The sequence below is a fragment of the Serratia sp. B501 genome, from assembly GCF_051172315.1.
GTDB lineage: Bacteria > Pseudomonadota > Gammaproteobacteria > Enterobacterales > Enterobacteriaceae > Serratia > Serratia ureilytica.
The window spans coordinates 351,711-369,303 of sequence record NZ_JBPIZB010000004.1 but is presented as its reverse complement, the minus strand read 5'-3'; the positions used below and the strand labels follow the sequence as shown (position 1 = coordinate 369,303).

Genomic DNA, 17,593 nt, shown 5'->3' with positions numbered 1-17,593 from the left:
TTTCCATCGGCAAGCGGCTACTGGCCGGTTGGCATCATGTGTACGGCGGCGATGGCGCTCATGTCTTCGCAGCCGCCGCCCAATCGCATGCCGCGCACCGGGCAGGCGTCCAGATAATCGATGCCGACCGCCAGCTTAAGGTGCTGATTCGGCATGCGCGTATTGTTGGTCACGTCGAAGCTGTGCCAGCGTTCCTCCACCCACACTTCCGCCCAGGCATGGGTGGCGACATGGGTCGAGTCTTCGCTGTACAGGTAGCCGCTGACGTAGCGCGCCGGGATGTTCAGGCTGCGGCAGCAGCTCAGGAAGACATGCGTATGATCCTGACACACGCCGCTGCCGGCGGCGAAAGCCTCGGCGGCGCTGTCGGTCACGCGCGTGGAGCCAGGGCTGTAAGGCATTTTCAGCAGCAGTTCGCCCATCAGATGTTCCAGGCCGCTCAGCACCGCCTGCGGTTGATGATAACGCAGGGCGAAGGCCTGAATGGCGTCATCGGGTTGAGTCAGCGGGCTATGGCGCAGAAATACCAGCGGCGACAGATGCCCGAGCGCCCGATCTTCGACGCCGTCTTCAATCTCCACTTCCCCGAACACCCGAATGGTGATGGCCTGATGCGGTTCATCAAGCGTCAGCACGTGCAGTACGTTGCCGAAGGCGTCGGTGGTGCGCACCGCGTCATCCGGCAACGACAGTTGCCAGGAGAGGATGCGCTGATGGGGCGAATCCTGCGGCGTCAGCCGCAGATATTGGGTGCTGCGCTGCACCGGCTGGGCGTAGCGATAATGGGTGTTGTGCTCAATATTCAGTTTCATTGCGCCTCCAGATAAGTGTGATGGATGCTTTCGGCGATGCCGTTCACCTGGCCGAGAAAGGCGCTCAACCACTCGCCCAGGCCGATCTTGTTCAGGTCCTTCATGCTGCTGAAGCGCAGCTCGGCATGCAGGGTGTGTGCCAGACGTCGCGGTTGGTTGGCGCCGCCGCCGATCAGTTCCAATTGCTGCACCATGTCGCCGATGCAGGCCAGCAGTGAACGCGGGATTTCATTGCGCAGAATCATCAGTTCGGCGATGGTCTCGCGGCTCAACGGCTGCTTGTAGATGCTGTGGTAGGCTTCGCGCGCGCTCACCGCCCGCAGCAGCGTGTCCATGCGGTAATATTCGCGCACCGGGTCGCCGTCGATGTCCATCAGCGTGTTCTTCACCTCCAGCAGACGGGCGGTGCCGTCGGCCCGCTCCAGCAGGGTGCCGAGGCGGATAAAGCGCATGGCGTCGCTGCGCAGCAGCGTGCCGAACATGGCGCCGCGAAACAGATGGGCGCGCTCCTTCACCCAGTCGAAGAAGGCATCGGCGCCCACCGAGCCGATGCCCTGGCGGCGGATCAGTTTCATCTCTATCCAGGTGGCGTTGATGCACTCCCAGACTTCGGATGACAGGCTGCCGCGCACCGCGTGGGCGTTGTTCCAGCCCATTTGCAGGCAGCTGAAGATGCTGCTGTGGTTACGGTTGTCGAGCGCGAAGAAACTGACCAGATTGGGCATCGTCAATTCCGGGTAGGCGGCGGCATACAGCTGGCCGGTGCCGGTCAGGTTGAGCGGCACCTGCAGATCCTGATCGCCGCCGTCGCGGATCGGCATCATCGACAGCTTGTTGGTGACGTCCAGCACCCGGGCGATGCTTTCCGCCCGCTCCAGATAGCGGGCCATCCAATAGAGTTCACTGGCGGTGCGGCTCAGCATAGGTCGTCCTCCAATACCCAGGTGTCCTTGGTGCCGCCGCCCTGCGACGAGTTCACCACCAGCGAACCTTCCGCCAACGCCACCCGGGTCAGGCCGCCGGGCACCAGGCGGATCTCCGCGCCGCTGAGGGCGAACGGCCGCAGATCGATATGCCGCGGCGCCAGACCATCGTTGACGAAGGTCGGGCAGGTGGACAGCGCCAGCGTGTTTTGCGCAATGTAATTCTGCGGGCGAGACAGCAGCAGAGCGCGGAAGCGGGCGAGCTCGTCCTTGCTCGCCGTGGGGCCGATCAACATGCCGTAGCCGCCGGCGCCGTGCACCTCTTTCACGACCATCTGTTCGAGGTTGGCCAGCACATACGACAGTTCGTTTTTATGTCGGCACTGCCAGGTCGGCACGTTGTTGAGGATCGGTTCCTCTTGCAGGTAGAAGCGCACCATATCCGGCACGTAGGGGTAGATCGATTTGTCGTCGGCCACGCCGGTGCCGATGGCGTTGGCCAGCACCACATTGCCGGCGCGATACACCGACAGCAGCCCCGGTACGCCGAGCATCGAGTCCGGCCGAAACGCCAGCGGATCGAGGAAGGCGTCGTCCACCCGACGATAGATCACGTCCACTTTGCACGGCCCGGCGGTAGTGCGCATGAAGACCGCGCCGTCCTTGACGAACAGATCGGCGCTTTCGACCAGCTCCACCCCCATCTGCTGCGCCAGGAAACTGTGCTCAAAATAGGCGCTGTTGAAGCGGCCCGGCGTCAGCACCACCACGGTGGGATCGTTGATGGGCGAGCTTTCGCGCAGCGTTTGCAGCAGGTGCGACGGGTAGCGCTCCACCGGCGCGATGCGTTGCCGGGCGAACAGTTCCGGATAGAGACGCATCATCATTTTGCGGTTTTCCAGCATGTAAGAGACGCCGGACGGGGTGCGCAAGTTATCTTCCAGCACGTAGTATTGGCCGTCGCTGTTGCGGACCATGTCCACGCCGACGATATGCGCATAGATATCGCGATGCAGATCAACGCCTTGCATACAGGGTTGATACTGATCGTTGGCCAGCACCTGCTCCGCCGGAATGAGGCCGGCCTTCAGAATATGCTGCTGGTGGTAAATGTCATGCAGGAAGGCATTGAGCGCCTGTACGCGCTGGCGAATGCCGCGATCGAGCATCGCCCATTCGGCGGCTGGAATAATGCGCGGCACGCTGTCGAACGGGATCAACCGCTCGGCGCCGTCATCGTCGCCGTAGACGTTGAAGGTGATGCCCACCCGGTGAAACAGCAGCGCAGCCTCTTCCCGCTTGCGTTGCACGGCCTGGTGATCGGCCTGCTGCAGCCATTGCCAGTAGGCGTCGTAGTGGCCACGGTGTTTTCCCTCAGCCAGAAGCATCTCATCAAAAAACGGTGAAGCGGAAAGATTGATATTCAGCATCGTCACCTCGTCGACATTGCAGGCTGTCAATCAATCGAGCATAAAACGTGCCAAGGCGATAACGGGCGAAAATGGCGCAGAGCGAGGCTGCCGCGGCGAAAAACGCCCGTTCGCGGTGCAGGTCTGGCGTGACGACGCCTTAATATAGGGCGAAAAGGCGGCGGCGGTGAGCGCTAAAGGCGCAGGGACGGCAGGCTGTCGGGGCAGAGCAGAAATAAAAACGGCCAGTCTGCACTGGCCGTGATGCGCGTGACCGTCGATTAACGACGCACGGCGATGGCTTCGATTTCGATCTTCACGTCTTTCGGCAGACGCGCCACTTCCACGCAGGAACGGGCCGGGAACGGCGCGCTGTGCTCGGTGAAGAAGGCTTCGTACGCGGCGTTGACGGTGGCGAAGTCATTCAGGTCTTTCACGAACACGGTGGTTTTCACGATGTCGGCAACGGTCAGGCCGGCGGCTTCGACGATCGCTTTGACGTTTTCCAGCGACTGGCGCGCTTGAGCGGCGACGTCGTCGGCGACGGCGCCGGTTTTCGGATCGACCGGGATCTGGCCGGAAGTGATGATCATGCTGCCCAGATCAACGCCCTGCACGTAAGGACCAATGGCTGCCGGGGCGAGTTCAGTGCTGATGTTACGTGACATGTTTTCTCCTGATAAACCCGTTGTCTTTCACGCCGCCGCGCGGTCGGCCGCAGCGTAAAATTCGGTGGGTAGCAACGTGGGTAGAGTGATTTTCAGAGGACCCATTATAGGGCGTCACCGGGAGAATAACAGCGCCATCTCCCGGCGCCCATGCCGGGATTAGTCCGCCTGCAGCACCACCTGATGCTCGAACTCTTTTTCGCAGTAGCGGCACTTCAGGTGTACTTCACCGTCGCGCGATTTGACGCTGAAGCTCGACGCCACCGGCTCGCTGCGGCTGATGCAGTTGCCGTTCGGGCAGGTCAGCACGCCGTCGATGTGGTCCGGCAGGCTGAGGGTCAGCTTGCGCACCACTTCATAGTTGTCGATGCGATTCACCGTGGCCTTCGGCGCGTACATCGCCAACTGGTTGGCCTGCTGCTCGGTCAGGAAGGTGTTCTCGATCTTGATCAGATCCTTGCGGCCCAGCTCGTTGGAGGGCAGGTTCAGGCCGATGGTTATGCGCTGGTCGGTGGCGGTCAGCTTGAACAGCGTCAGCAGCTTGAAACCGATCTGCGCCGGAATGTGGTCGATCACCGTGCCGCATTTGATCGCTTCGACCTGCAGTTTGTTGTCGTGAGTCATGGCGGTTCCCCCTTAAAGAGCCAAATCTGCGTTGAGCACCAGCGCCAGCAGCGCCTGACGGGCGAAGATGCCGTTGCCCGCCTGCTGGAAGTAGTAAGCGTGCGGCGTTTTATCCACGTCGGTGGCGATCTCGTCGATGCGCGGCAGCGGGTGCAGCACCTTGAGGTTGGCGCGCGCGCCGGCCAGATCTGCGGCACGCAGCACGAACTGCGCCTTCACGTTGGCGTACTCGGACGGATCGAGGCGCTCTTTCTGCACCCGGGTCATGTAGAGAATATCCAGCTCCGGCACCACTTCTTCAATGCTGCCGTGCAGGCTGTACTCGATGCCTTTCTCTTCCAGCATTTTCAGGATGTAGGCCGGCATCGCCAGCGCGTCCGGGGCGATGAAGTAGAAACGGTTGCCTTCGAATTTGGCCAGCGCCTGGGTGAGCGAGTGCACGGTGCGGCCGTACTTCAGATCGCCGACCATAGCAATGCTGAGGTTGCTCAGGCGCCCCTGGGTTTCCTGGATGGTGAACAGATCCAGCAGGGTCTGGGTCGGGTGCTGGTTGGCGCCGTCGCCGGCGTTGAGCACCGGCACGTTGCCGGAGAACTCCGAGGCCATGCGCGCCGCGCCTTCCTGCGGATGGCGCATCACGATGGCGTCCACATAGGTGCTGATCACCGAGATGGTGTCGGCCAGGGTTTCGCCTTTTTTGCCGAGCGAGGTGTTGCTGCCGTCGGCGAAACCGACCACCGAGGCGCCGAGGCGGTGCATCGAGGTTTCGAACGACAGGCGGGTACGGGTCGAGGCTTCGAAGAAGCAGCTGGCGATCACCTTGTGTTTCAACAGTTCCGGCTGCGGGTTGGCTTTCAGACCGGCGGCGGTGCGCAGCACCAGCTCCAGATCCTCGCGGCTGAGATCGTTAATAGAGATGATGTGTTTGTGATACAGCGGGTTGGCCATTTTTCACTCCTCCTCGACGCGTGCCCGTGGCGCGGGACTTTTTAAGGCAAAAAAAAGCCCCTCAATGAGGGGCTTGAAACGATCGGTTTAGCAACAGGAGAAACAACGGCAGCTGGCCGCCGATAGGCAGTCGGTTTTGTCGATTGCGGCTAACAAAACAAACGTCGTTTTTCATGCTTTCTCCTGGCAAATTGTGGCGCATTATACTCGCGCTTTTCGCCACTGCAAGCGTTAAAACGCCGTTTTTTGCCGCCCCGCAATCGATTGGCCGGCGATGGCCGCCCGCCGGCTATTTGCTGACGCGATCGTAGTAGACCATGTCGGCGTTCAGCCCCTGCTGGTAGCCTTTGACGTTGTCGCGCAGCACCACTTCGGTTTTGGCCTGATCGATAAACACGTACGGCGAATTGCGCTGCAGTTCCTGCTGCATGGCGGTGTACAGCGCGCGGCGCTTGGCCGGATCGGCTTCGGCCAGCGCCGCCAGCGTCTGCTTATTCAACTGCGGGATCTGCCAGCCGTTCAGCCCGGCCACCGTGCTGCTCTTGCCGTCGTTGTAGGCAAAGGCGCTGGCGTTGGAGTGAGCGTCGAAATAATCCGGGATCCACAGGCGGATTGCCGCCTGATGCTGCCTGGCGCGCACGCGGGAGTAAACCTGGCTGCCCGCGGCCGGCAGCAGCTCGACCTTCACGCCGGCGGCGGCGAAGCTGCCCTGCAGCGCCTGCGCGATGGTGATGAACGGCGGTTTGTTCTCGACGTCCAGCGTAAAGGCGGCGTGGGTGATGCCCGCCTTGGCCAGGATGGCTTTCGCCTTGGCCGGATCGTAGCGGAACGGGTTGGTCTCCAGCGCGCCCGGCAGCCCGACCGGCAGGAAGCTCTGGTGCACGAAGTATTGGCCCTTCAGCAGATCCTGGGTGATGCCCTGATAATCCACCAGATAGCGCGCCGCCTCCCAGAAGGCCGGGTTGTTCAGCAGCGGATTGGCGCCGTTGCCGGTGTTGAATACCAGGTAGTTTTGCTCGGCGGACGGGATCTCCAGCACCTTAACCCCCGGCTGGTTCTTCAGCGTGTCGGTCTGGTCGGCGCCCAGTTCGCGGGCGATATCGGCGTCGCCCTGCTGGACCAGCAGGCGGCGGGTGGCCGGATCCGGCACGTTCTTGATGATGATGTTTTTCAGCTGCGGCTTGTCGCCCGGCGTCGTGGGGTTGGCGTCCAGCACGATCGCCTGATGCGGCTGATAGACGCGCATCTTGAACGGGCCGCTGCCGGCGGAGTGCATTTTCAGCCAGGCGTTGCCGAAGTCGCCGTCTTTAACGTTGGCCAGCGCCGCTTTGCTGTCGACGATCGAGGCGATCGGCGTCGAGAGGATATTCAGCGCCACCGCCGGGCTGACGTCCGCCGTCCAGCGCAGCTGCACGGTATGGTCGTCGATCTTCTTCAACTGCGCGTCGATGTTGTCCGGCTGCCAGCCGAGCACGTTGAGGATGAACGCCGGCGATTTGTTCATTTTCACCGCGCGGCGGTAGGAGAAGATCACGTCGTCGGCGGTCAGCGGGTTGCCGGAGGCGAACGCCTCCTGCGGCCGCAGTTTCACCGTCAGCGTTTTGGCCGCCGCATCGCTCTGCCAGCTTTCCGCCAGCACCGGCGCCACCTTGGCCGGATCGTCGCGATCCGCCTGCACCAAGCGCTGGTACAGGCTGGGCACCGTCTGGATGCTGGAGAGTTCGTTGGCTTCCGCCGGATCGAGGCTGACGATGTCATCCAGCGATTGCACCACCACCAGCGTATTCGGCGGCGTGGCGGCTAACGCGGCGGCGGGCAGGGCGGCGAGCAGGAACAGCGGCAAGAGTTTGGTTTTCATCGATGTGTATCCCCTGAAGGCGCCGCAAGGCGGCGCTGCGAACGGTTTGTTATCGTTGGTTTTTACGGCGCGGGCGCCGTCGGCCTGTCAGGGTAGAACCTTTGTCCGCGGCGGGCAAAGGCCAATGCGCTATTTGATATTCCAGGAATATATTAGCCGCCCTGGCCGGGGGCGCCAGGGCGGAGGGAGAGGCGTGTCAGAGCGTTGCGCTCAGCGTGGCGACCAGCACCGCCTTGATGGTATGCAGCCGGTTTTCCGCCTGATCGAACACCACGCTGTGCGCCGACTCGAACACCTCGTCGGTCACTTCCATGCCGCCGTGCAGATCGTACTGCTGCGCCATCTGCTTGCCGAGCGTGGTTTGGTCGTCATGGAACGCTGGCAGGCAGTGCAGGAACTTCACGTTCGGGTTGCCGGTCAGTTTCAGCATCGCCATGTTGACCTGATACGGCCGCAGCAGCGCGATACGCTCCTGCCAGGTCTCTTTCGGTTCGCCCATCGACACCCACACGTCGGTGTAGAGGAAATCGGCGTCTTGTACCCCTTCGGCGATGTCTTCGGTCAGGGTGAGTTTCGCGCCGGTTTGCTGCGCCAGCGCCTGGCATTCGGCCACCAGTTCCGGCTGCGGCCAACAGACCTTCGGCGCCACCAGCCGCAGATCCATGCCCGCCAGCGCGGCGGCTTCCAGCAGCGTGTTGCCCATGTTGTTGCGCGCGTCGCCGACGTACGCCAGCTTCACTTCGTTCAGCGCCTTGCCCGGCAGGTGTTCCTGCACGGTGAGCAGATCCGCCAGCAATTGGGTAGGGTGGAACTCGTCGGTCAGGCCGTTCCACACCGGCACGCCGGCGTGCTGCGCCAGGGTTTCCACCAGTGCCTGGCCGTAGCCGCGGTACTGAATACCGTCGTACAGGCGGCCCAGCACCCGGGCGGTGTCTTTCATCGACTCTTTATGGCCGATCTGGCTGCCGCTCGGGCCGAGGTACGTGACCTGCGCGCCCTGATCGAATGCGGCAACTTCGAAAGAGCATCGCGTGCGGGTTGAGTCTTTTTCGAAGATGAGCGCAATGTTTTTGCCCTGCAGCCGGCGCTGTTCCCGCCCCTGCTTCTTGGCCTGCTTCAGATCGGCCGCAAGCCGCAGCAGCGCCTGCAGCTCGGCGGGGGTGAAATCCATTAACCTCAGAAAGTGACGTTGGTAGAACGCATTGCCGGTGCTCATAGTCCGATTCCCTGATTGCTTAATTGAATTAAAATTCACTTTATATGTATGAATATTCAATTTCAACCCCAGTGAGGAAATCTTTCACGTTTATCGTGGAAGCAATGTCGGCGGTGTGTGAAAATAGAAGGAATGAAGGCCATTTGACTTGAGGATATAGGCATGGCAAACCGCGAATTGCTGGAAGAACAACGTGAAGAGACCCGCCTGATCATCGAAGAGCTGCTGGAAGACGGCAGCGATCCGGACGCGCTCTACACCATCGAGCACCACCTGTCCGCCGAGAAATTTGAGGTTCTGGAGCAGGCCGCCGTTGAAGCCTTCAAGCTGGGCTACGAAGTGACCGACGCCGAAGAGCTGGAAGTGGAAGACGGTTCGATGGTGATGTGCTGCGACGTGATCAGCGAAGTCGGCCTGAACGCCGAGCTGATCGACGCTCAGGTCGAGCAGCTGGTGGCGCTGGCGGAGCGCTGCGGCGTCAACTACGACGGCTGGGGCACCTACTTCGAAGATCCGAACGGTGAAGACGGTGAGGATGACGAAGACGGCGACTATATCGACGAAGACGACGACGGCAAACGCCACTAATTCCTTTCCTATTAATGCCTGTGGGCCGGCTCTCGCCGGCCCCTGATATCCCCGTCGTCTTTCAAGCTGCAGCGTTGTTGGCTGCACTCTCTCACCCCAGTCACTTACCTGAGTAAGCTCCTGGGGATGAGTGAGCTGGCCGCCTAGCTGCAACTTGAAATACATAGGGCAATGACGCCATGACATACCAATCCCTGCTAGCCCCGATTTTAAGCTTCCTGCACTGTGAAACTCCCGACGCCTGGATCGACGCCGCGCGCCGTCCGGAAAACCTGCAGCTGTTGCTGACCGACCACCTGGTGTGCGAGCTGAAAGCCGCGCAGACCGGCATGTGGCTGATCCGCCGCTACGTGGCGGACAAAGAGAGCGGCGACGCGCTGTTGGCGCTGCTGCGGCCCTACGAGGCGTTTCTGCACGAAGCGCAGGGCGCGCCCGATACATTGTTCCGTCAGGGTCAGTTCACCCGCAAGATCCTGCCGAAAAACGGCTCGGCCTACGGCCAGGATCTGGCGGATCGCATGGTGCTGCTGATCAAGGAAGAACTGCATCATTTCTCGCAGGTGCTGGAGATCATGCAGGCGCGCGGGATCCCGTATCGCAAGATCACCGCCAGCCGCTATGCCAAGGGGATGATCCGCGAGATCCGCACTCACGATCCGGCGACGCTGATCGACAAACTGATCTGCGGCGCCTACATCGAAGCGCGATCCTGCGAACGCTTCGCCAAACTGGCGCCGCACCTGGACGATGAGCTGAACCGCTTTTACGTCTCGCTGCTGCGATCCGAAGCGCGCCACTATCAGGACTATCTGACGCTGGCGGAACAGATCGCCGGCGGCGACATCAGCGAACGGGTGGCGCATTTCGGCCGCCTCGAAGCTGAACTGATCCTGTCGCCGGACAGCGAGCTGCGTTTTCACAGCGGCGTGCCCGCCGCCGCCTGACGTTGAGGCGCGTCCTTACTGCGGCGCGCCCAGCAACAAATCCACCGCCTTTTCCGCCAGCATAATGGTCGGCGCATTGGTATTGCCGCTGGTGAGCTGCGGCATCACTGAGCAGTCGATCACCCGCAGCCGTTCAAAACCGTGTACACGCAGCTGCGGATCGGTCACCGCGTCCTGCGGCGACGGCCCCATGCGGCAGCTGCCCACCGGGTGATACACCGTCTTGCAGAAGTTGCGCACGAAGGCTTCCAGCTGCGCGTCGTCGCGCGTCCATTCCGGCTGCGGCATCAGCAGATCTTTGATCAGCGGTTTCAGGGCCGCGGTTTGCAGGAAGCCCAGGCCGAACTTCACCGCGCGCACGCTACCGGCCAGATCGTCCGGGTGGCCGAGGTAGTTAGCGTGCAGCTTGACCGGATCGCGCGGGTTGCTGCTGCGCAGCAGCACTTCGCCGCGCGCCTTCGGCTGCAGGTAGCCGACCTTGAGCGTGAAGCCGTGAATGTTCGGCAGCGGCTCGCCGGGCACGTCGTCCCAGCTGTCGAGCATCGGCAGGAAGTGGATCTGCACGTCCGTGCGGCCATCGCCCTGGCTGTCGGTGAAGGCGGCGCCTTCCAGCACGTTGGACGAAAGCACGCCGCTGCGAAACGCCAGCCACTGCGCACCGTGGCTCAGCGCCTGCAGGCCGCGATCGGCGCCGAACAGGCTGATCGGCTCGCGGGTGCTGACGTTGATCGACATGTGCAGGTGGTCGTGGAAGTTTTTACCCACCGGCAGATCCGCCCGCACCTCGATGCCCAGCTGCTGCAGGTGGTCGCGCGGGCCGATGCCGGACAGCATCAGCAGCTTCGGCGAACCGACCGCGCCGGCGCTGACGATCACCTCTTTGGTGGCGAGTGCGGTCACTTCCGCGCCGCCGTTCTGGCTGTAGACCACGCCGGTGGCGACGTTGCCCTCGAAGGTCAGCCGGTGCGCCAGGGCGTTCAGTTTCACCACCAGCCGCCGTTCGTCGCGCACCGCCTTCAGGTAGGTGCGGGCGGTGCTGGCGCGCTCGCCGTTGCGGGTGGTGGTTTGGTAGAAACCGACGCCGTGCTGGCTGTCGCCGTTGAAGTCGTTGCGATAGGGCAGGTTCAACTCCTGGCCGGCGCGGATAAACGCCATACTCAGCGGATGGCGATAGCGGTTCTCGCTGACCGGCAGCAGCCCGTCGGCGCCGTGGTAGTCGTCGGACAGGCTTTCGTTGGCCTCGGCGCGTTTGAAGTAGGGCAGCACCTCCCGGTAGCTCCAGCCGGCGCAGCCATAGCGTTCGGCCCAGTCGTCGTAGTCCTGCGGCTGGCCGCGCAGGTAGATCATGCCGTTGACCGAACTGCTGCCGCCCAGCACCTTGCCCTGCGCGATCTGCATGCGGCGGTTATTGGCGTGCGGTTCCGGCTCCGTCTCGTAGGGCCAGCTTTTTTTGGCGATGATCTTGGCCACCCCGGCCGGCATCTTGATAAACAGGTTATTGTCGTCGCCGCCGGCTTCCAGCAGCAGCACCCGCGCCTGGGTGCGGCGGATCAGCTGCGCCGCCAGCACGCAGCCGGCGGAACCGGCGCCGACGATGATGTAATCAAAGGTATTTTCCGACATGACAGCTCTCCGTGCGCGATTGGGATACTGGCAGAGTAGCGCGGGGGAGCAAGCGGTCAATTTACGATCGTTAATTTATTAACGAACTTCACATTAAATTTACATCGCGGTTTTTAACGTCAGTTTATCTGCTTGAAAAACGGCGTTATAGCGAGTTTTACTGATTGATTGCGATATTAATAAAAAAGGCGCAGCAAGCTGCGCCCTGATGAAGAGGCGGGGGGCGATTACAGCGTTTTCAGCATGGTGACTTCGCAATCGACGTGGCCGGTGGCGCCCATCGCGTGGTCGATGTGTTCAAAGCCCAGGTGTTCGTACAGCGCGACGGCCTGCGTCAGGCTGGCGGTGGTCTCGAGGTAACAACAGCGGAAGCCGTGCCGGCGGGCGAAATCCAGCGCCTGCAGCGCCAGGCGTTTCGCCAATCCCTTGCCGCGCAATACCGGCAGGAAATACATCTTCTGCAATTCGCAAATATCGTCTGCGCCGCCCTGCAGCGGCGCGATGCCGCCGCCGCCGGCGACCTGGCCGTCCACCTCGATCACCCAGTAAGCGCTGCGCGGCAGGCTGTAGAGCTGATACAGGGCGTCCAGATTGGGATCGGAGACGGTATAGCCTTTATCCGCCGTCAGGCCGTGCTCGGCGGAGACTTCGCGAATGACGTGAGCAATGGCGGCATTGTCTTCCGCCGTAATGGGGCGCACCAGCAGGCGCGCCGGGGTTGCTGTTGTCATGTTTACACTCGCCATTGAAAGAGACCACGTTCGTTTTTCGTTTTTATCGCAGCACGAAACGCGCCGGGGATTATTTCCCGGCGGCGTCCCTGCAGCAGTAATATCTTGTAATAACATCTAACCCGGCCCGGATGCAACGGCGATAAAAAAACAGCGGGGAAGACCCCGCTGTTTTTCAGGCGTTGGCGTGAGCCGGTGGATTACAGCGCGGCGATGGTCGCCTGCTGTTCCTGCAGCTTCACTTTGCCTTCTTTGCAGGCCGCCAGGCGATCGCGTTCTTTGGCGACCACCGCTTCCGGCGCGCGCGCCACGAAGCCTTCGTTCGCCAGCTTGCCTTCGATCGCGGCGATTTCCGCATCCAGTTTGCCCATCTCTTTGGCCAGACGCGCGATCTCGGCGTCCTTGTCGATGAAACCGGCCATCGGGATCAGCAGCTCGGCGCCGTCCACCAGCTTGGTGACGGAGACCGGGCCTTTCTCACCGGCCGGCAGCAGCGCGATGGATTCCAGGCGCGCCAGGCGGGCGATAAAGCTCTGGTTCTCCTGCACGCGGCGCTGGGCGTCGGCGCTGCAGTTGCGCAGCAGCACGTCGAGCGCTTTGCTTGGCGCGATGTTCATCTCGGCGCGGATGTTGCGCACGGCGATGATGGTTTGTTTGATCCACTCCAGATCGTTCAGCGCCTGCTCGTCTTCCAGCGCGGCGTCGTAGGCCGGGAACGGCTGCAGCATGATGGTGTCTGCGGTCGTGCCGGTCAGCGGCTTCACGCGCTGCCAGATGGTTTCGGTGATGAACGGAATGATCGGGTGTGCCAGGCGCAGCAGCGCTTCCAGCACGGTGATCAGCGTGTGGCGGGTGCCGCGCTGTTCCGCTTCGCTGCCGTTGCTCACCACCGGCTTGGTCAGCTCCAGATACCAGTCGCAGAACTGGTTCCAGGTGAATTCGTACAGGATGTTGGCCGCCAGATCGAAGCGGTAGGTGTCCAGCGCTTCGCGGTAGGCTTTCACCGTGCGGTTGAATTCGGCCAGGATCCAGCGATCCGCCAGCGACAGCACTTTCTCGCCGCCGTTGAAGCCGCAGTCGTGCGCTTCGGTGTTCATCAGCACGAAGCGGCTGGCGTTCCACAGCTTGTTACAGAAGTTGCGGTAGCCTTCCAGGCGCTTCATGTCCCAGTTGATGTCGCGGCCGGTCGAGGCCAGCGCCGCCAGGGTGAAGCGCAGGGCGTCGGTGCCGTGCGGCTCGATGCCGTTCGGGAACTGTTTCTCGGTGCGCTTGCGGATCTTCTCCGCCAGCTGCGGCTGCATCATGTTGCCGGTGCGTTTTTCCAGCAGATCTTCCAGCGAGATGCCGTCGACCATGTCCAGCGGATCGATCACGTTGCCTTTCGACTTGGACATCTTCTGGCCTTCGTCGTCGCGGATAAGGCCAGTCATGTAGACGGTCTTGAACGGCACCTGCGGCTTGCCGTTTTCATCCTTGATGAAGTGCATGGTCAGCATGATCATGCGCGCGATCCAGAAGAAGATGATGTCGAAGCCGCTGACCATCACGCTGGTCGGGTGGAAGGTTTTCAGCGCCTCGGTCTGCTCCGGCCAGCCCAGGGTAGAGAAGGTCCACAGGCCGGACGAGAACCAGGTGTCCAGCACGTCTTCGTCCTGGGTCAGCACCACGTCGGCGCCCAGGTTGTTCTCGCTGCGCACTTCTTCTTCGCTGCGGCCCACGTAGACTTTGCCGTTCACGTCGTACCAGGCCGGGATGCGGTGGCCCCACCACAGTTGACGCGAGATGCACCAGTCCTGGATGTCGCGCATCCAGCTGAAGTACATGTTTTCGTACTGCTTCGGCACGAACTGGATGTCGCCCTGTTCGACCGCTTCCACCGCCACTTTGGCCAGCGGCGCGGTGCGCACGTACCATTGGTCGGTCAGCATCGGCTCGATCACCACGCCGCCCCGGTCGCCGTAAGGCACCGTCAGGTCGTGCGGTTTGATCTCGTCCAGCAGGCCCAATTGATCGAAGGCGGCAACCACCGCTTTACGCGCCGCGAAGCGCTCCAGGCCGCGGAACTCGGCCGGGATTTCGTTGCAGTAGTCGGTGCAGACTTCGCCCAGGGTGTTGAACACTTCCGCTTCCTGACGGATGTCGCCGTCGAAGGTCAGAATGTTGATCATCGGCAGGCCGTGGCGTTTGCCGACTTCGTAGTCGTTGAAATCGTGCGCCGGGGTGATCTTCACGCAGCCGGTGCCTTTTTCCATATCGGCGTGTTCGTCGCCGACGATGCGGATGCGGCGGCCGACCAGCGGCAGAATGATCTCTTTGCCGATCAGGTCTTTATAGCGCAGATCTTCCGGGTTGACCGCCACGCCGGTATCGCCCAGCACGGTTTCCGGGCGGGTGGTGGCGACCACCAGGTAGTCTTTGCCCTCGGCGGTTTTCGCGCCGTCGGCCAGCGGGTAGCGCAGGTGCCACATGGAACCTTTGGATTCGCGGTTTTCCACTTCCAGATCGGAGATGGCGGTGCGCAGCTTCGGATCCCAGTTCACCAGGCGCTTGCCGCGGTAGATCAGATCTTCTTTGTGCAGACGGACAAACACTTCGCGCACCGCGTTCGACAGGCCTTCGTCCATGGTGAAGCGCTCGCGCTCCCAGTCCACGGAGTTGCCCAGACGGCGCATCTGGCGGGTGATGGTGCCGCCGGACTCCGCTTTCCACTGCCAGATTTTGTCGATGAACGCGTCACGGCCGTAGTCGTGGCGGGTTTTGCCTTCTTCCGCGGCGATCTTGCGCTCCACCACCATCTGGGTGGCGATGCCGGCGTGGTCGGTGCCCGCCTGCCACAGGGTGTTTTTACCCTGCATGCGCTGATAGCGAATCATGGTGTCCATGATGGTCTGCTGGAACGCGTGGCCCATGTGCAGGCTGCCGGTGACGTTCGGCGGCGGGATCATGATGCAGAAGCTTTCCTGGCTGGTGTCGCCGTTCGGCTTGAAGTAACCCTGATTCTCCCAATGATCGTACAGCTTCTGTTCGATCTGTTTTGGGTCGTATGCGGTGTCGAGCTGACTGTTTGTCTTTTCCATTCTTTATCGTATTCAGTGAGTTGGCGGCGTAGCCGTGGTCAAATGGAAGCCGACGCTGCGATAGGCCTTGTAACGGTCGCGCGCCAACTGTTTCAGAGTGTCTTCGTAAGGAACGAAGTCTACCACTTCATGGAAAGCGGTAGCAAAATCGGCAAACTGCGGCAGCAGGGCGATCAGCAGATCGCGCGGGGCATTGCCGCGCTTGCCGGGCCAGCACAGTTCCACCGGCGCGCCGTAGTGCGGCCCTTCGCCGGCCAGGTTGTGCGGCACGAATTCATGCGGCTCGCGCTGCCACAGCGCTTCGTCCAGCCGCTGGGCCTGCTCCTGGCTCTCGCAGGCGATCAGCACCCGCTTGCCGGCGCGCCAGCGTTCGGCGGCAACGGCGCAGGCCACGGCCTCATGGGCGCTGAGCGCGCCTGACGGTTCCGCGTTCTCGAGCAAATAAAACGTCGCCTGTTTCATTAAGGATCCACCGCTGCCGATAAAAAAATGTAGGGGCACAGCATGCTGTGCCCCTTGGGATTATACCTGAATTACCGCTCAGATTTAATCGTCGCCGTTCAGGCCTGCACGGTTGAGCAAGAACTGAGACAGCAGCGCCACCGGACGGCCGGTCGCGCCCTTGGCTTTACCGGAGCGCCAGGCGGTGCCGGCGATATCCAGGTGCGCCCAGGTGTACTTGCGGGTGAAGCGCGACAGGAAGCAGGCGGCGGTGATGGCGCCGCCAGGGCGGCCACCGATGTTCGCCATGTCGGCGAAGTTGGAGTCCAACTGCTCGTAGTACTCGTCGGCCATCGGCAGGCGCCAGGCGCGGTCGCCGGCCTGCTCGGAAGCGCCCAGCAGCTCGTGCGCCAGCGGGTTGTGGTTCGACATCAGGCCGGTGATGTGGTGGCCCAAGGCGATCACACAGGCGCCGGTCAGGGTGGCGATGTCGATCACCAGCTCCGGCTCGAAGCGCTCGACGTAGGTCAGGGTGTCGCACAGCACCAGGCGGCCTTCGGCGTCGGTGTTCAGCACCTCGACGGTCTGGCCGGACATGGTGGTCAGCACGTCGCCCGGACGATACGCCCGGCCGCCCGGCATGTTTTCACAGCCGGCCAGTACGCCGATCACGTTCAGCGGCAGGTTCAGCTCCGCCACCACGCGCATCACGCCGTACACGGTCGCCGCGCCGCACATGTCGTATTTCATCTCGTCCATGCCGTCGGCCGGTTTGATCGAGATGCCGCCGGAGTCGAAGGTCAGCCCTTTGCCTACCAGCACGATCGGCTTAGCGTCCGGATTTGGGTTGCCCTTATATTCCATCACCGACATCAATGATTCGTTCTGCGAACCGGCGCCGACCGCCAGATAGGCGTTCATGCCCAGCTCTTTCATCTGCTGTTCGCCGATGACGCGGGTGGTGATGTTAGTGCTGAAGGCGTCCGCCAGTTGGCGGGCCTGCGAGGCCAGGTAGCCGGCGTTACAGATGTTCGGCGGCATGTTGCCGAGATCTTTGGCCGCCTTGATGCCGGAAGCCACCGCCAGGCCGTGCTGGATGGCGCGCTCGCCGCTGGTGAGCTCACGGCGGGTCGGCACGTTGAACACCATTTTGCGCAGCGGACGACGCGGCTCCACCTTGTTGCTTTTCAGCTGATCGAAGGTGTAGAGCGTCTCTTTGGCGGTTTCTACCGCCTGACGCACTTTCCAGTAGGTGTTGCGGCCTTTCACGTGCAGTTCGGTCAGGAAGCAGACCGCTTCCATCGAGCCGGTGTCGTTGAGGGTATTGATGGTTTTCTGGATCACCTGCTTGTATTGGCGCTCATCGAGCTCGCGCTCTTTGCCGCAGCCGATCAGCAGGATGCGCTCGGAGAGAATGTTGGGCACATGGTGCAGTAGCAGCGTCTGCCCGACCTTGCCTTCCAGTTCGCCACGGCGCAGCAATGCGCTGATATAACCATCACTGATTTTGTCGAGTTGTTCTGCGATAGGGGACAGGCGGCGCGGTTCGAAAACGCCGACTACAATACAGGCACTGCGCTGTTTTTCCGGGCTACCGCTTTTTACACTGAACTCCATGCACTCTCCTGAATCTTAAAGACAAAGGCGGACGCTACGGCTAGAATAACCGACTCCGTAACGATCTCCTGCCATTTGAGTTAACGGATTATGTTAACCTGAACGGCATAAATT

The 17,593-nt window shown here is 61.8% G+C and carries 15 protein-coding genes; 2 read left to right on the top strand and 13 right to left on the bottom strand.

All coding sequences use genetic code 11. The features are described from left to right. Positions 1–17 precede the first annotated feature (17 nt). The 8 genes from ACSBQV_RS15295 to argF all read right to left on the bottom strand — a co-directional run bounded on the left by ACSBQV_RS15295 (position 18) and on the right by argF (position 8,458). Entirely contained in the window at positions 18–812 is a 795-nt protein-coding gene (locus tag ACSBQV_RS15295) for a transglutaminase family protein (RefSeq protein WP_099783248.1), read from the bottom strand. Then, a complete protein-coding gene (locus tag ACSBQV_RS15290; RefSeq protein WP_099783246.1) occupies positions 809–1,735 on the bottom strand; it encodes an alpha-E domain-containing protein in 927 nt (308 codons plus the stop codon). Before ACSBQV_RS15290 ends, ACSBQV_RS15295 begins: the two co-directional genes overlap by 4 nt. After that, complete coding sequence (locus ACSBQV_RS15285; RefSeq protein WP_004933380.1) at positions 1,729–3,165, bottom strand: circularly permuted type 2 ATP-grasp protein; 1,437 nt, start codon at positions 3,163–3,165, stop codon at positions 1,729–1,731. The genes ACSBQV_RS15290 and ACSBQV_RS15285 overlap by 7 nt, the downstream gene beginning before the upstream one ends. Positions 3,166–3,425: 260 nt before the next feature. Continuing rightward, positions 3,426–3,812: a 2-iminobutanoate/2-iminopropanoate deaminase gene (ridA, locus tag ACSBQV_RS15280; protein WP_033651447.1), complete on the bottom strand. Its 387-nt coding sequence runs from the start codon at positions 3,810–3,812 to the stop codon at positions 3,426–3,428. Between the two features lie 159 nt (positions 3,813–3,971). Next, entirely contained in the window at positions 3,972–4,436 is a 465-nt protein-coding gene (gene pyrI / locus ACSBQV_RS15275; RefSeq protein WP_033641690.1) for an aspartate carbamoyltransferase regulatory subunit, read from the bottom strand. 12 nt (positions 4,437–4,448) lie between these two features. Then, positions 4,449–5,384 carry an aspartate carbamoyltransferase gene (gene pyrB, locus ACSBQV_RS15270; protein ID WP_004933375.1) on the bottom strand — a complete coding sequence of 312 codons (936 nt, stop codon included), beginning with the start codon at positions 5,382–5,384 and terminating at the stop codon, positions 4,449–4,451. 289 nt (positions 5,385–5,673) lie between these two features. After that, positions 5,674–7,242, bottom strand: a complete 1,569-nt coding sequence (locus ACSBQV_RS15265) for an ABC transporter substrate-binding protein (RefSeq protein ID WP_099783244.1) — start codon at positions 7,240–7,242, stop codon at positions 5,674–5,676. Positions 7,243–7,438: 196 nt separating this feature from the next. Then, complete coding sequence (argF, locus tag ACSBQV_RS15260; protein WP_099783242.1) at positions 7,439–8,458, bottom strand: ornithine carbamoyltransferase; 1,020 nt, start codon at positions 8,456–8,458, stop codon at positions 7,439–7,441. A gap of 162 nt (positions 8,459–8,620) precedes the next feature. Between argF and rraB the strand changes: the two genes are divergently transcribed. Beyond that, a complete protein-coding gene (rraB, locus tag ACSBQV_RS15255) occupies positions 8,621–9,046 on the top strand; it encodes a ribonuclease E inhibitor RraB (RefSeq protein WP_025305115.1) in 426 nt (141 codons plus the stop codon). Positions 9,047–9,225: 179 nt separating this feature from the next. Next, the gene (miaE, locus tag ACSBQV_RS15250; RefSeq protein ID WP_015376459.1) at positions 9,226–9,990 is read left to right on the top strand and encodes a tRNA isopentenyl-2-thiomethyl-A-37 hydroxylase MiaE; all 765 of its coding nucleotides are present in this window, start codon (positions 9,226–9,228) and stop codon (positions 9,988–9,990) included. A 15-nt stretch (positions 9,991–10,005) separates the two neighbouring features. Here miaE and ACSBQV_RS15245 read toward each other — a convergent pair whose 3' ends face one another. The 5 genes from ACSBQV_RS15245 to pepA all read right to left on the bottom strand — a co-directional run bounded on the left by ACSBQV_RS15245 (position 10,006) and on the right by pepA (position 17,479). Further along, positions 10,006–11,613, bottom strand: coding sequence for a GMC family oxidoreductase (locus ACSBQV_RS15245; protein WP_099783240.1), 1,608 nt, complete (start codon positions 11,611–11,613; stop codon positions 10,006–10,008). A 227-nt stretch (positions 11,614–11,840) separates the two neighbouring features. Beyond that, positions 11,841–12,344 carry a GNAT family N-acetyltransferase gene (locus tag ACSBQV_RS15240; RefSeq protein WP_033636872.1) on the bottom strand — a complete coding sequence of 168 codons (504 nt, stop codon included), beginning with the start codon at positions 12,342–12,344 and terminating at the stop codon, positions 11,841–11,843. A 200-nt stretch (positions 12,345–12,544) separates the two neighbouring features. After that, on the bottom strand, positions 12,545–15,421 hold the full coding sequence (locus ACSBQV_RS15235; protein WP_308348912.1) for a valine--tRNA ligase: 2,877 nt from the start codon (positions 15,419–15,421) through the stop codon (positions 12,545–12,547). Positions 15,422–15,433: 12 nt separating this feature from the next. Further along, complete coding sequence (locus ACSBQV_RS15230) at positions 15,434–15,883, bottom strand: DNA polymerase III subunit chi (protein WP_099783236.1); 450 nt, start codon at positions 15,881–15,883, stop codon at positions 15,434–15,436. 84 nt (positions 15,884–15,967) lie between these two features. Continuing rightward, positions 15,968–17,479, bottom strand: a complete 1,512-nt coding sequence (pepA, locus tag ACSBQV_RS15225; protein WP_004933352.1) for a leucyl aminopeptidase — start codon at positions 17,477–17,479, stop codon at positions 15,968–15,970. Positions 17,480–17,593: the final 114 nt, after the last annotated feature.

Bases quoted from the DNA above. Each gene is read 5' to 3' on its own strand.
- ACSBQV_RS15295 (WP_099783248.1), bottom strand. From the start codon at position 812: ATGAAACTGAATATTGAGCACAACACCCATTATCGCTACGCCCAGCCG.
- ACSBQV_RS15290 (WP_099783246.1), bottom strand. From the start codon at position 1,735: ATGCTGAGCCGCACCGCCAGTGAACTCTATTGGATGGCCCGCTATCTG.
- ACSBQV_RS15285 (WP_004933380.1), bottom strand. From the start codon at position 3,165: ATGCTGAATATCAATCTTTCCGCTTCACCGTTTTTTGATGAGATGCTT.
- ridA (WP_033651447.1), bottom strand. From the start codon at position 3,812: ATGTCACGTAACATCAGCACTGAACTCGCCCCGGCAGCCATTGGTCCT.
- pyrI (WP_033641690.1), bottom strand. From the start codon at position 4,436: ATGACTCACGACAACAAACTGCAGGTCGAAGCGATCAAATGCGGCACG.
- pyrB (WP_004933375.1), bottom strand. From the start codon at position 5,384: ATGGCCAACCCGCTGTATCACAAACACATCATCTCTATTAACGATCTC.
- ACSBQV_RS15265 (WP_099783244.1), bottom strand. From the start codon at position 7,242: ATGAAAACCAAACTCTTGCCGCTGTTCCTGCTCGCCGCCCTGCCCGCC.
- argF (WP_099783242.1), bottom strand. From the start codon at position 8,458: ATGAGCACCGGCAATGCGTTCTACCAACGTCACTTTCTGAGGTTAATG.
- rraB (WP_025305115.1), top strand. From the start codon at position 8,621: ATGGCAAACCGCGAATTGCTGGAAGAACAACGTGAAGAGACCCGCCTG.
- miaE (WP_015376459.1), top strand. From the start codon at position 9,226: ATGACATACCAATCCCTGCTAGCCCCGATTTTAAGCTTCCTGCACTGT.
- ACSBQV_RS15245 (WP_099783240.1), bottom strand. From the start codon at position 11,613: ATGTCGGAAAATACCTTTGATTACATCATCGTCGGCGCCGGTTCCGCC.
- ACSBQV_RS15240 (WP_033636872.1), bottom strand. From the start codon at position 12,344: ATGACAACAGCAACCCCGGCGCGCCTGCTGGTGCGCCCCATTACGGCG.
- ACSBQV_RS15235 (WP_308348912.1), bottom strand. From the start codon at position 15,421: ATGGAAAAGACAAACAGTCAGCTCGACACCGCATACGACCCAAAACAG.
- ACSBQV_RS15230 (WP_099783236.1), bottom strand. From the start codon at position 15,883: ATGAAACAGGCGACGTTTTATTTGCTCGAGAACGCGGAACCGTCAGGC.
- pepA (WP_004933352.1), bottom strand. From the start codon at position 17,479: ATGGAGTTCAGTGTAAAAAGCGGTAGCCCGGAAAAACAGCGCAGTGCC.